This is a genomic window from Methylomonas fluvii, from assembly GCF_014850975.1.
GTDB classification, from domain to species: Bacteria; Pseudomonadota; Gammaproteobacteria; order Methylococcales; family Methylomonadaceae; genus Methylomonas; species Methylomonas fluvii.
In genome coordinates this window covers 66,117-79,353 of record NZ_JACXST010000001.1, presented here as the reverse complement: position 1 = coordinate 79,353, position 13,237 = coordinate 66,117, and the positions used below count along the sequence as shown (strand labels likewise).

The window sequence follows — 13,237 nt, the reverse complement described above, 5'->3', positions numbered from 1 at the left end:
TCAATAATAGACCAATCGTAACTAATTGAAATAAAAAGCGAAAGACAAAATGTTGCTTAGCAACAACCGTGCCTAAATGCGAGGTGCGTCACAAAACGCGGTGGATTTTGCCTGCCTGTTGCCTAGCAAGCGGAAAGCGTCTCTGCCGCCGGAATCGCCCAAAAGCCCTTCCGGTTCTTTCTCTTAGGACCTTAATCAGATTGTCATTTGTCGCTGCCTATAATCCCGGCCTCTTCACAACGTTTAGGAGCAGTCGCAATGCAATTACTAAAACCCAGGCCGCTATTCGTAAAACCGGCCAAACTGGCATTGGCAATAGCCGGCTTGTTAACGCTGAACGCGCCGGTATTTGCAGAAACCGTTGATGTACCGCAAATGGAGCAAGGCATTCAGATCGGCGATTTAGCGCCCGGCCGCGCTATCGTGTGGAGCCGCGCGGATCGCCCGGCGCGCATGATGGTGGAATATGCCTATAACCCGCAGTTTAAGGACGCGATTAGTGTCCGCGGCCCGTATGCATTGGCCGAGACCGATTTTACCGCCCGCCAGGACTTGACTGGATTAGTGGATGGCAAAGACGTTTATGTGAAAGTCTGGTTTGAGGATTTGACCAACGCCCGTGGCAAAAGCGCACCGGTGGTCGGCCATTTTCATACGATCGGCAAGCGCGACGATATCCGCTTTGTTTGGGGCGGTGACACCGCTGGTCAAGGCTGGGGTATCAACGAAAGTTTTGGCGGCATGAAAATCTACGAAGCCATGCGCCAAGTCCAGCCGCAGTTTTTCATTCAAAGTGGTGACAATGTCTATTCCGATGGTCCGATTCCGGAAAGTAAACTGGCCGAGAACGGCCAGATTTGGACTAACGTGGTTACGCCGGAAGTGAGCAAAGTTGCGGAAACCTTGGACGAGTTCCGTGGCCGTTACAAATACAATTTGTTAGACGAAAACATCCGCCGCTTCAATGCCGAAGTGCCGCAAATCTGGCAGTGGGACGATCATGAAGTGGTGAATAACTGGTCGGATTCCAAAGACCTGAGCACCGATTCGCGCTACACCGAAAAGAATGTACCGACGCTGATCGCCCGCGCTACCAAAGCCTTTTTTGAGTATGCGCCGTTGCGTCCGCACGATGCCGAAGAATCTGAACGGATTTATCGCAAAATTTCTTACGGCAAGCTGCTGGATGTATTTGTATTGGATATGCGCAGCTATCGCGGCCCTAACACTGCCAATCTGCAAACTCAAGAAAATGCCGAAACCGCCTTCCTCGGTGCGGAGCAAATGGCTTGGTTGCAGGACGAGTTGAAACACTCCAAAGCCACCTGGAAAGTCATCTCCGCCGACATGCCGATTGGTTTGAATATCGGCGACGGTAACACGGCCCAAGGCCAAGCGCGTTGGGAGGCCGTAGCCAACGGCAACGATGGACCGGCAGCGGGTCGGGAATTGGAAATGGCTCGTCTGTTGAGTTTTATCAAGCATGAGCAAATCAACAACCTGGTTTGGCTGACTGCCGATGTCCATTATGCCGCTGCGCACTATTACGATCCTGCCAAAGCAGCATCCAAAGACTTTGCGCCGTTCTGGGAGTTCGTCGCCGGTCCGTTAAATGCCGGCTCCTTCGGCCCCAACAGCACCGACGGTACATTCGGTCCGCAAGTGGTTTTCTCCAAAGCGCCGCCAGCCGGCCAAGCCAATCTGTCGCCTTACGCCGGCCTGCAATTTTTTGGTGAAGTGAATATCGACAAGAAAAGCCGCGCTATGACGGTGGATTTTAAGGACATCGACGGCGCTGTGGTCTTCAGCAAAACCCTGGCGGCGGAAGCCGAACGTGAACGCGAGCACGATCATAACGACCGCGATCACGACTAAAAGCCAAGTGGCCGGGACGGTAGTGCCGCCCGGCCATTTCTCTGGTTAAGCCCTTTAAATTCAAGCAAAATTAGGACTCTATTCATGTTGAAACCCACGTTATTGACTATGGCCATGCTGGCTGCCATCGGTGCGCAAAACACTGCCCAGGCGCTGCCGCACAGCGAACATCACGAACACGCCAGTGCCGGTCCGTTGGTCATCGGCCATCGCGGCGCGTCAGGCTATCGGCCCGAACATACGTTGGCAGGCTATGCTTTGGCGATTGAACTGGGCGCGGATTTTATCGAACCGGATCTGGTGCTGACCAAGGACGGCCAGATGATTGCCCGCCACGAACCGATGATAGGCGGCACCACCGATGTGGCCAATCATCCGGAATTTGCTGATCGGAAGACTACTCGTATGGTGGATGGCTTTGCGGTAACCGATTGGTTTGCCAGCGACTTTACCTTGAAAGAAATCAAAACCCTGCGCGCCATCCAAACCCGCGGCCGGGATAATTCATATGACGGTGAGTTTGAAATCCCCACTTTGAACGAAGTAATCGCGCTGGCCAAGCAGCAAAGCGCAAAAACCGGTCGCCGGATTGGCATCTACCCTGAAATCAAGCATTCCACTTATCACGCCGAACTGCAGGACGCTAAAGGTAAGCCGCTATTTGGCAAGCATTTCTTCGAAGACAAATTGTTGAAAAAACTGCATAAGGAATACGGCAACAGTGCTTGCGCACCGGTGTTTATCCAGTCTTTCGAAGTCAGCAATCTGCAATATTTAAGCCGCAAGACGGACATTAAACTGGTACAGCTGATTGATGCAGACGACGTCAATGCGGACGGCTCAATATCTCTGGTTGCGCCTTACAAACAGCCTTATGACTTTGTAATAAAAGGTGATCAACGTACTTTTGCCGACTTGCTGAGCAACGAAGGTCTGGATTTTGTTAAGTCCTACGCGGATGCAATTGGTCCTTGGAAGCCGTATTTGGTAAAAACGGTGGCCGATGGTGTGGACCGTGACGGCGACGGCAGCATCACGATCAACGACCGCCGGCTAGAAGGCAGTACCGGCGTGGTGGAAATGGCCCACGACAAAGGCTTGCTGGTACACACCTGGACTTTTCGCAACGATGCCAGTGGCTACGGTTTCGCCGATCCGCAACAGGAAATGACCTATTACTTTGATTTGGGTGTGGATGGCTTGTTTACCGACTTTGCCGACACCGGGGTCGCAGCGCGCGACGCGTCGATAAATGCCGTTAGCGCCGATTCTCCGAGACGTTGCGAATCCGCGGACGACAGGCATGAAGGTCATCATCGCCGAGGTGGGCGCTGATTATTCTGCAATTCTTTAGAATACAATGCCCGGCGCAGCCGTGCCGGGCCTCTAGGATCGTCCTGTAAGTCCCTGATCTCTGGTCCGGGATAATGCCGCGCGTGGTTCAGTGAGCGAGTGCCGACCAGCCTGATTCCACAAATCGAACAACTTCCCCGAATTTTGTTTTTTCCCAGCAGAAGCGTAAATTTTTTCGGTCAATAACGGGAATATGCTCCGCGTCAAAAGGCATTACCCTTTTCCGAGTATCGAGGAATTAAACGTCGAAATATTTTACATTCTCGGTAAAAAGCCAATTGCGTTTTGGGTTTTTCGAGAGAAAAAGTATATGCACATCAATTAATTGGTTTTCATTTATTTAAAGTGGTCTGTATTTTGCTATCTAACAGGTGCGTGCAGCTATTTTTAGCTGCCGCCATCGAGAACTTAATATCCACTTTTTTGGAGATACTATGAAAACCAATGCTTTTGCGGCGCTTGTTGCTGCTGTGCTAATAACCCCAGCTGCACACGCGGGATTTGTGAATGGTAATTTTGAAACTGGCGACACTAGCGGTTGGACAACTGGCGGCGGCTTCAGAGGTAACGAATTTAACTCTACTCTGGATCCTGTGAATTACTTGCCAGGAGGCAGTAACTACAATCCAGCCATAAATCATTCTGCTATCGTGACTGCCGGTTTTGATGCCAATACAGGGAACAATCTTAATCGGGTCTATAGCGGGAATTACTCATATCGAGTGGAAGACACTGTTACTGGTGGTTATGGTTCCGCGATTACGCAAACGGTAAGCAATTATCAAGACAGCAGCATTTTCTTTGCGTGGGCTGCGGTATTGCAAGGTGCTCATGGTGTCAATGATGCCGCCACTTTCAAATTAACTTTAACAGATTTGACCAGTATGTCGGTTTTGGTAAACAGAGAATATAACGCGGCTACTACCGGTTCCGGCGTTGACTCGCGTTTTACCTATAACGCTTCAACCGGATACTATTACACTAGTTGGCAAGTTGAGCAGTTGACCAACCTTACGCTAGGTCATACTTACCAGCTGAGCTTATTGGCTGCGGATTGTGAGCCAACCGGGCATAGAGGCTATGTCTACCTCGACGGCTTCGGTGCTGTGACTCCACCAGTAGTAGAAACCGTTCCAGAGCCAGGCACCTTGGCTCTGCTAGGTGGCGGTTTGTTGGGTATGAGCCGTTTGGCGCGTCGTAACGGTAAGGTTAATACGATCGCTGCTTAATTTAGGTGTCATAAATAGCCTGAAGATTGGAGCGGGTAGTTGGGAAAATCAGAATGCCCGCTCATGATAGTAGTTTTTTCTTTCAGGCAGTCTCTTTGAGAAGTACCGCAGACCTCGGTTTGCGGTACTCAATGTCATGCTGATGCCTCCAGATAGTTTGAGCGTTACCGGTCGGTGTTAGGATTCGGAAAAAATAGTGACTGCTTAATTTTCTCGCGTAGCAATGCGAGAGCCTGGTGATCATCCCAGCCGCTTATAGTAGAACCGTCCGCGAAGACGACGATAGGTGTCGCCATTCGCCCCATCCCTAAGAAAAATCCAATATCGTTCATCATTTCGCGTGGATATGAGCAATCTGCACTAGTGGGTTCGCTAGATGTATTTCCGCGTATCATTGCCTGCCAGGATTTTGCGGCATTGCTAGAACAATAAATATTGGCCGCTTGCCGGTAGCCTTCTTCAGTTAATCCAATCGGTGCAATAAAAGCGGAAACATCTTCTTGCTCAAGCGCTCTTTCAAGTTTTCGGCAAAATGGACAATCTGGAGCTGACCAAATTATCGCAACTGCCGGTTTTCTGCGTTGAATAAAAATAAGATTTTCAAATGGCAGATATTTGATCTGTTCTTTCAGCCAATTTCTTTTGCCTTCTGAGTTGCTTTCCAAGGGAGAGCGAATGCTCCATCCCTGAGTCCGTACATTTCCCAGCCAAGCCATATCTTCTCGAAAATAGGCGGATGGAGCGCCTGGCTGCCCCGAACGGACCGCATAAAAGCCCGGAAAAATAGTGGGTTCGACGTGGTGTCCTTCCCGCAACGCTACACGTGTTTCTCGTTCGAACGCGGTTTTAGCTCTGGGCAGGTCAGGTTTCCAAGAGAGGCTGTCAGCAAGCGTGCTTTGACCTGCTATACAAAGGGTCGCGATTAAAAGGCTTTTTAATGTACTCATAGGATTTACTCTGCCGGATTTATTTACATGATTCTGTTAGGAACAGCTGGCAAGTGATTTCGATTTTTAGGGTTATCACAGATGTTCTCTGAAACAGGAATTTAGCATTGTTGTGGCTATTTTGATAAGAAGAGAAGAGCGGATCGGACCACTGCTGATTTGTTAGTAATGTGGGTGCGTTGTGCAATGAGGAGTCAAGCACGGCTCTATCGACTCTCTAAAATTATTCCGACCGTCATGGGGGCATTTGACATCGATCAAATGGCTTCGCCTAATCAATGTCATGATGCTGTCCAAGCCTTAAGGCTTGGACAGCATCTCCTTTGATAACGCGCAGTTGCGCGGTAAAGGCGAATTATAAAAACATCGTCACAACCGGAAAAATTATGAAATTAATCAGCCAAGTATTATTGTTAGTTATCGCCGTCAGCACCCTAGCCGCATGCGGCGAGCAAGGTGTCGGTCCGAGCAAGCCAAAAGCTGATTCCTCTAAAGAAGTCAAATAAGGGCTTTAGTTTGGAATGCGATATTGCCGTGTCTTCGCTTTGCGGCAATATCAATCCGAGGTGCTGGCATCGACAGCGCAATTTACCGTGCAAGAGCTAACCACGGTTTTTAGTTCACCCAAATTGTGGATTTGTATCCCGCGTTGCTTGACCGAAATAATGCCTTGTTGGCTTAAGTAAGCTAATTGCCGGCTGACTGTTTCAATCGTCAGACCCAGAAAATTGGCAATATGTAAACGGCTCATCGTTAAATTAAATGCTGTGCTGGAAAAGCCCAATGCCGCATAGCGTTGCGAGAGCATCAACAAAAAAGTAGCCATCCTTTCTTTGGCGGAGCGATGTCCCAGCAAGATGATCTTGTCGTGATCGGACGCAATTTCCTTACCTAAAATGCGCATCAGCTGGCTATGTAAGCTAGGTATCTTGCCACATAGTTCGTTGAGATTGCTTAACGGCAATTCGCAAACTGAGGCAGTTTCCAGTGCAACAGTCGAGCAAGTAAAACGCCCGTGTTGCAGAGAATCCAATCCCATTAATTCTCCCGGCAAATAAAAGCCCATGGTTTGTTCCTCGCCTTCCGCGTTAGCGATAAAGTTGCGGAAAGAGCCGGATTTGACTGCATACAAGCTGTGGCAAGTATCGCCTTGCCGATAGAGTAAATCATCCATTTGCAGGGGGCGCCGGTCACGGACTATTGTCGCCAGTTCCGCAACTTCAGACTGTCGTAAACCGAAAGGCAGGCATAATTCGGCCAGCTTGCAAGTTTGGCAAGTGACCTTAGTGGGGTTGGTTTCAGTCACGTTTGCCTTGAATTAATGTCACTGTAGATTACAGTGTAACAGAGCTTGTTAAATTGCATGCCTCACCTGGTGCTGACACGAGATTTTTCCCTGTCCTTCACGATCCCGCCAGGCTCGTCCGACTGATTGCACGCTATTTCCGATACGCCATCCTTTCGCGACTATGGTATTTTAGCCGCCCTAAATCGCGCCGCCATTCGCCGGCTTACTAAACAGGATTACTCGCAAAACCATGGGTGTACAGGAAAATTTCGAACAGCTCCCGCTAAAAGAATTCACCGAAAAAGCCTACCTGGATTATTCCATGTATGTCATTTTGGATCGGGCTTTACCGCACATCGGCGACGGTCTAAAGCCAGTACAGCGCCGTATCGTGTACGCGATGTCCGAGTTGGGCCTAACGGCGCTGGCCAAATACAAGAAATCTGCGCGTACCGTCGGTGACGTGCTGGGTAAATATCATCCTCATGGTGATTCGGCTTGCTACGAGGCCATGGTGTTGATGGCCCAGGACTTTTCTTACCGCTATCCATTGATTGACGGTCAGGGTAACTGGGGTTCGCCGGATGATCCGAAATCGTTCGCGGCGATGCGGTACACCGAATCGCGGCTGACGGCTTACGCGCAAACCTTGCTCAGTGAATTGGGACAGGGCACGGTAGATTGGACGGACAATTTCGACGGCACTTTGAAAGAACCCAGTTTAATGCCGGCCCGCTTGCCGAATGTGCTGCTGAACGGCACCATGGGCATCGCAGTGGGTATGGCGACCGATATTCCGCCGCACAATCTACGCGAAGTTGCCAACGCTTGTCTGCAATTACTGGACGATCCTGAAACGCCACTCGAAAGCTTGCTGACGCATATCAAAGGGCCTGATTATCCAACCGATGCCGAGATCGTCACGGCTAGTGCCGATATTCAAAAAATGTATGCGACTGGCAACGGCTCGGTAAAGATGCGTGCCAAATACGAGCTGGAAGACGGTAATATCGTTATCACGGCTTTGCCGCATCAAGTCTCCGGCGCCAAGCTGTTGGAGCAAATTGCCGCGCAAATGCTGGCGAAAAAGTTGCCAATGATCGAGGATTTGCGCGACGAATCCGATCACGAAAATCCAACGCGCCTCTTAGTGATTCCCAAGACCAAGCGCATCGACGTCGATGCGGTAATGTCGCACTTATTTGCCACCACTGACCTGGAGAAAAATTACCGGGTCAATATGAATATGATCGGCTTGAACGGGAAGCCGCAGGTCAAAAATCTACGGATGATTTTGACCGAATGGATCAGCTTTAGAACCGAAACTGTGCGCCGCCGTTTGCAATATCGTTTGGATAAGGTTTTGGCGCGCCTGCATATTCTGGAAGGTTTGCTAATCGCTTATCTGAATATCGACGAAGTGATCGCCATCATCCGTCGCGAAGATCATCCCAAGCCGGTTTTGATGGAACGGTTTGGTTTGAGTGATTTGCAGGCGGAAGCGATCCTTGAGCTGAAATTGCGGCACTTGGCCAAGCTCGAGGAAATGAAGATTCGTGGCGAGCAGGACGAACTGGAGCAGGAGCGCCAGGCTTTGGAAAAAACTTTGGGTTCCGAACGCTTATTGAATCGACTGATACGCAAGGAAATCGAGCGCGACGCGGAAAAATACGGTGATGATCGGCGGTCGCCCATCGTCGCGCGGGATGCGGCTCAGGCCCTGGATACCACTGAGCTGATTGCCAATGAACCGGTGACGATTATCTTGTCGCAAAAAGGCTGGATCAGGGCGGCCAAAGGCTATGATATAGAAGTCGAAAGTTTGAGCTATCGGGCCGGCGATGCTTATTTATCGTCAGCGAAAGGCCGGACCACGCAATCGGCCTATGTATTGGGCTCCACGGGTCGAGTCTATACCATCACGACTCATGATTTGCCCTCCGCGCGGAGTCAGGGTGAGCCGCTGACTGGCCGGCTTAATCCGCCGCCGGGTAGTTTGTTTACCGATGTGTTTGCGGGGCAACCCGACGATTGGTTATTGATTGCCAGTAACGCTGGTTACGGTTTTCGAGTGCAGCTAAAAGAGCTGCAAAGTAAAAATAAAGCCGGTAAGGCGTTGTTGAGCTTGCCGACTGGCGCCAAAGTTTTAACGCCGGCGTCGATTCCAAGTGGTCACGACTTGCTTGCGGTTGCGACCTTGCAGGGCAGATTGTTGATATTTCCAGCTTTGGATCTGCCCGAACTGGCGAAAGGCAAGGGTAATAAGCTGATTCAGATTCCTGGCGGGGACTTGGTTGCCGGTAAGGATGCAGTGGTTGCGGTAACGGCGTTGTCGGCGAATAGCGAATTGAAAATCGTCTCTGGTAAACGACATGTCACCCTCAAGTCTATGGATATTGCTCAATACACTGGCAATCGTGCCAATCGTGGCACAGCATTGCCGCGAGGCTTCCAAAAAGTAGATGGGCTGGAGTGTGTTGTTTAATACTTTGCCGGTTCTGGATCATATTATTGAGAGTTTTAAAGCTTTTTTGGGGCTTTTTGTACCAACTATTTGAGGACCAAAATCGGTTTATCAGATCAATGTGAAAAATCTGTTGACGTAAGCGATCAATGTCTTTATCATAGACATCTTTCTGGAGCGCTTCTGCTCTTCGGGATAATAAGAAGGTCAATTCGGGGTATAGCGCAGTCTGGTAGCGCGTCTGCTTTGGGAGCAGAATGTCGGGAGTTCGAATCTCTCTACCCCGACCAAGATTTGCGCTTGTAGCTCAGCTGGATAGAGCATCGGCCTTCTAAGCCGAGGGTCGCAGGTTCGAGTCCTGCCAAGCGTGCCATCGCAAAAATTCATCATTATGGTGAGCGTAGCTCAGTTGGTAGAGTCCCGGATTGTGATTCCGGTTGTCGTGGGTTCGAGCCCCATCGTTCACCCCAATAAATTCAATAACTTAAGAAGAGTTATTGGTCTCATTCCTACCAGCTGGTGACAAAGCTGGTGACAAATAGTCATTCATTTGATGGTTTTACCGTCTTCATTTTTACATCATAAACATTCAACATTGCAGCGGTCCGGTGCCCACTGGCATCCAGTTTGTTGCCCGTGGTATCGCTTACACCTTTCCTTTTTAAATCATGGAAAGTGAAGGGTATCCAATTTACCCCCATTTCTTCAGCTGCTTTTTTTGTTGAAACAGTGATTCGCCCCATAGCTGTTTTTAGGCTGTCGACGACAATTTTATCCCCTGTACGTTCACTGACAATAATGTGCCTATCTTCTGCACGGATTGGATGAGGTTGCTTTCGTTCTGCCAAAATCCGGTTCCTAGTAGACACCGCGAAATCCCACGCAGAACGCAGTCGCGGATTCCACTCTGTAATGTTGTCACGAGATCCCTTGCGGCGTTTAATCAGAAGGCCTTCCGGCAATTCGTTTGCATCAGTGAGATCCAGCACTTCAGACAAACGCATGCGGCAAAGATAGGCAATTTCCATGGCTGGCCAGACATACCAATAATTTGACGCTCTTGCAACTTGTAGCATGAACTCGTAATCCCGATCTTCTGCGTAGTGCTGACGAGGTTTGATTGATAATTTTTTAACCCCGAGAGTGGGATTGCTTTTGATTTTTTCGTATTCGTATGCCCATGAAAATACGCGTTTAATATAAGCGATTTCTTTATTGGCACGGCTTTCAGAGGATTCGCCTCGAGAATCACGGTATTTTCGAACAAGCCCGACTGTCCAGGAGGTAATTGGCAGATCACCCAGTTTGCCGTTCGTTGAAATGCTTCGTCCGCAAATATGCTGATGACAATCCAAATAATCTTTCTGTGTGGATGTCGCAAGTTTTCGCCAAATTGGAGTAGCTTGAAAGTCTCTGCTGATGGTTGAGAAAGTAGTAACCACTGCCGAATTTTGACTTTCACAAGCTTGCCAAATTTCTGCCAATGTCGCTGATGGCCCACATAAGCGTTTCGATTTCCACTTTCCCGTGGCGTTATCTTTAATCTTAATCATCCACTTACCAAGACCGGATTTATTCCACCAAACGCCGGTTGGCAATTTTTTTGCGTCAATGCGTGCTGGGATGGGAGCTGTTCGTGGTGGACCTTTGGGCATCTTGGTTAATCGATAAAATCGATCTCCTCAACTATGGCGTTTGTATCGTTCAATTTTAATCCCATAGCGGCGTTGATTGCATCTATCGTGGTAAAAATTTTACCACCTTGTCCATATAGGTAACGGACGCCATTTTTTCTTAGGCATCGCTCAATGTCACCGGGTCTATCGTAACCAGTAGCTATTTTGAGTTGATCAATAGAGACAAGATCTGTCATATCAATTGGTTAGATAAACATATTCTCTAAATTCAATTCCATTAGCGTGAGCACGGTAGCCCGGCATTTTGCTAGCTGTTAATAGAAAAAACTGCTCAACTTATTGACTGTTATAAAGCGGTTTTACAAACACAACACCGGTCTAGCGACTTTTCGCTGCCCAAAATGATCAATACCGCTGCATAACAATGACCACACTCCGTCAACAGCAATTTTTTATTTCTCAAGTCTCGTGCCACCAACCATGCCGTGGTGAAATCGAGGCTGCCACTGGGCAAGGAAATTTTAAAAAAATCGAATGCCTGGATAACGTTATGAATATCGCCGTGAATGTTTTCGGCTTCAATTGCACGAAATATCTTGGCGAAGAGCGTGGCTTCCTTGTACCGTTTCATGTTGTGCGTCAAGCCACGAATTGACTCTTTGATGGGACCCGAACTACCAGATCGCCCCAGAATCTCCTTGTAAGTGGCCTTTATCAGCTCTCTGGGGATGGTAGTTTCTCTGACAATAACCGCGATTCTGGCTTGGCGTTGAATCAGGGTAATGGCCAACTGATACTGTTTAAGCGTTTTGATCATTTTTTTAGCCTCCATGATTCACGCCCTCCCTTAACGTCAGCAACACATCAACGGCAGTGTGCTGCTTGCGATTTATGTACTCAAAAAAATGATTTGAAATCCTTGGCGCAAAACACAGCCAACCCGATTGAGCGATATGCTCAATGTCCTCAATTGACAAACGACCAATGGCCTCAATTAACGCCTTATCCGAAATGCCCAGCATAAAACCAGCGAACAGAGGGTTATCTCGACAGAGATCACGGGCTTTGATAAGCCATAAACAATTCAACGACGTTATTTCCTGATCAACGCTCTGAGCCTGTGCGCGCTCCAAACAATCAAAGTAATCATCCAATTCGCCCATGGCAGACTGTATGATTTGCCTGACGTGGGAGGACAGGTTTTTTATCTGTAACCATTGATTCAAATAATCCGCGCCGAACTCGTTCGTCAACGGGCACAATAACGCCTGGCAAAAATGCGCGGTAACCTGCTCGACGTTGACAAAGTCAAGGATTAAGGGTTGATGGTTGAAAAAGCATTCTCGTGCCAGACGGGCTAAATTTTTTCCTTCCGCCGCATCCAGTAGGGTTCGAGATTGAATTGATTGAACAAGTAAATACATTATGACTCTCCTTGGCCGTTAGAAACGGTCAAGACATATGGTCAAAGTTTTGCCGGCATTTTGTGAAAATGGCCGCGAAATTCGATGTTGACGGGCTACACTGCCAGTCTTGTTTTCACATACGGGACAGCGGGCAGCCTGTTGATTTTCTTGGCGGGGGATCAGGAATCGCGATTGACAGCAAAGACACATCACAAAATGCAATGCAGAGGCATGAAATTGTCTTGTCAGTTGCCATGCTCGATTGATATCCAACACTCTATGGTGTTCGAATCCTGCCTCCCGGCTGCATGGCTTGGGATTGTGGGCAACGATACTGCAGTACAACATATATGCGTTGCAAAACTGCAGCCCAAGCTCAGTACCATTGGCACGACCAGAAACATAATCCTGAATTAACCCCAAGAATATTGAGGCGTGCAGGTTGTTAATGGTTGAACGACTTATCCAGTGTGGATCCCAAGGCAGCATGCCTTTAATCGGTGCTTGTTCTTGCGCAAGCCTGTAAATGCGTGTGGCTGTTTTACGTTTGATACCACAGAGAGCAGAAACCACCGGTGTTCTGGCTCCGTAGTCGAACAATGTCTTTGCCAACATCAGTTCAGCGCCAAAATGCGACAAGTCAACGAAGCCGCCGTTATCCATGATGATCACCCTGATCATGAGCACCATGAACCAGCAAGGCCGCATGAGCGGCGGCTGAAACCGGGTGGTTACCCAATGGCAGCAAACTGATCACGGCACGGTTAATCGCCGCCTGTTCTTTAATCTGTTCCAACGACAAATCGGCTACACGATCGACCGTCTCTGGAACGACACCAAACCGCCAGGCGGCTTCCATGGGATTGCTACGGGCGCATTCTCTCAATAGCATCAGATATTGAAAATTCAGTTGCGTCAGATCGTCTTCTAGGGTGGCCATGCTCTGTTCTCTAATGGATTACGACATGGGGTAATACTAAAAGACTGGTTTTGTAATCGTCACGCGCGGAAAGTGGGTGTTTTTGGGGTACTTTCCGC

The 13,237-nt window shown here is 48.9% G+C and carries 12 protein-coding genes and 3 tRNA genes; 7 read left to right on the top strand and 8 right to left on the bottom strand.

The window, feature by feature from the left end; translation table 11 throughout:
• Positions 1 to 258: 258 nt before the first annotated feature.
• The 3 genes from EBB_RS00370 (at position 259) to EBB_RS00360 (ending at position 4,457) form a co-directional block, all read left to right on the top strand.
• Complete coding sequence (locus tag EBB_RS00370; RefSeq protein ID WP_192391970.1) at positions 259 to 1,875, top strand: alkaline phosphatase D family protein; 1,617 nt, start codon at positions 259 to 261, stop codon at positions 1,873 to 1,875.
• A gap of 84 nt (positions 1,876 to 1,959) precedes the next feature.
• Positions 1,960 to 3,210: a glycerophosphodiester phosphodiesterase gene (locus EBB_RS00365; RefSeq protein WP_192391969.1), complete on the top strand. Its 1,251-nt coding sequence runs from the start codon at positions 1,960 to 1,962 to the stop codon at positions 3,208 to 3,210.
• A gap of 452 nt (positions 3,211 to 3,662) precedes the next feature.
• Positions 3,663 to 4,457: a PEP-CTERM sorting domain-containing protein gene (locus tag EBB_RS00360; protein ID WP_192391968.1), complete on the top strand. Its 795-nt coding sequence runs from the start codon at positions 3,663 to 3,665 to the stop codon at positions 4,455 to 4,457.
• Between the two features lie 164 nt (positions 4,458 to 4,621).
• On the opposite strand, the gene EBB_RS00355 is transcribed toward EBB_RS00360, so the two are convergent.
• Positions 4,622 to 5,404: a thioredoxin domain-containing protein gene (locus EBB_RS00355; RefSeq protein ID WP_192391967.1), complete on the bottom strand. Its 783-nt coding sequence runs from the start codon at positions 5,402 to 5,404 to the stop codon at positions 4,622 to 4,624.
• A 556-nt stretch (positions 5,405 to 5,960) separates the two neighbouring features.
• Positions 5,961 to 6,710, bottom strand: a complete 750-nt coding sequence (gene fnr / locus EBB_RS00350) for a fumarate/nitrate reduction transcriptional regulator Fnr (protein ID WP_192391966.1) — start codon at positions 6,708 to 6,710, stop codon at positions 5,961 to 5,963.
• Positions 6,711 to 6,942: 232 nt separating this feature from the next.
• On the opposite strand from fnr, the gene parC reads away from it, so the two are divergent.
• The 4 genes from parC to EBB_RS00330 all read left to right on the top strand — a co-directional run bounded on the left by parC (position 6,943) and on the right by EBB_RS00330 (position 9,626).
• Complete coding sequence (gene parC / locus EBB_RS00345) at positions 6,943 to 9,177, top strand: DNA topoisomerase IV subunit A (protein ID WP_192391965.1); 2,235 nt, start codon at positions 6,943 to 6,945, stop codon at positions 9,175 to 9,177.
• Positions 9,178 to 9,369: 192 nt separating this feature from the next.
• A tRNA-Pro gene (locus EBB_RS00340) sits at positions 9,370 to 9,446 on the top strand.
• 6 nt (positions 9,447 to 9,452) lie between these two features.
• A tRNA-Arg gene (locus EBB_RS00335) sits at positions 9,453 to 9,529 on the top strand.
• 21 nt (positions 9,530 to 9,550) lie between these two features.
• Positions 9,551 to 9,626: transfer RNA gene (locus tag EBB_RS00330), tRNA-His, on the top strand.
• Positions 9,627 to 9,698: 72 nt separating this feature from the next.
• On the opposite strand, the gene EBB_RS00325 is transcribed toward EBB_RS00330, so the two are convergent.
• The 6 genes from EBB_RS00325 to EBB_RS00300 all read right to left on the bottom strand — a co-directional run bounded on the left by EBB_RS00325 (position 9,699) and on the right by EBB_RS00300 (position 13,139).
• On the bottom strand, positions 9,699 to 10,811 hold the full coding sequence (locus EBB_RS00325; RefSeq protein WP_192391964.1) for a site-specific integrase: 1,113 nt from the start codon (positions 10,809 to 10,811) through the stop codon (positions 9,699 to 9,701).
• Between the two features lie 5 nt (positions 10,812 to 10,816).
• Positions 10,817 to 11,029 carry a hypothetical protein gene (locus tag EBB_RS00320; RefSeq protein ID WP_192391963.1) on the bottom strand — a complete coding sequence of 71 codons (213 nt, stop codon included), beginning with the start codon at positions 11,027 to 11,029 and terminating at the stop codon, positions 10,817 to 10,819.
• Between the two features lie 110 nt (positions 11,030 to 11,139).
• Positions 11,140 to 11,625: a FlhC family transcriptional regulator gene (locus tag EBB_RS00315; protein ID WP_195880846.1), complete on the bottom strand. Its 486-nt coding sequence runs from the start codon at positions 11,623 to 11,625 to the stop codon at positions 11,140 to 11,142.
• Positions 11,615 to 12,217, bottom strand: a complete 603-nt coding sequence (locus EBB_RS00310; RefSeq protein WP_192391961.1) for a flagellar transcriptional regulator FlhD — start codon at positions 12,215 to 12,217, stop codon at positions 11,615 to 11,617. The genes EBB_RS00315 and EBB_RS00310 overlap by 11 nt, the downstream gene beginning before the upstream one ends.
• Before the next feature lie 18 nt (positions 12,218 to 12,235).
• A complete protein-coding gene (locus tag EBB_RS00305; protein WP_192391960.1) occupies positions 12,236 to 12,862 on the bottom strand; it encodes a FlhC family transcriptional regulator in 627 nt (208 codons plus the stop codon).
• Positions 12,855 to 13,139 (bottom strand): flagellar transcriptional regulator FlhD, encoded by a 285-nt coding sequence (locus tag EBB_RS00300; RefSeq protein ID WP_192391959.1) that lies wholly within the window; start codon positions 13,137 to 13,139, stop codon positions 12,855 to 12,857. The genes EBB_RS00305 and EBB_RS00300 overlap by 8 nt, the downstream gene beginning before the upstream one ends.
• Positions 13,140 to 13,237 lie beyond the last annotated feature (98 nt).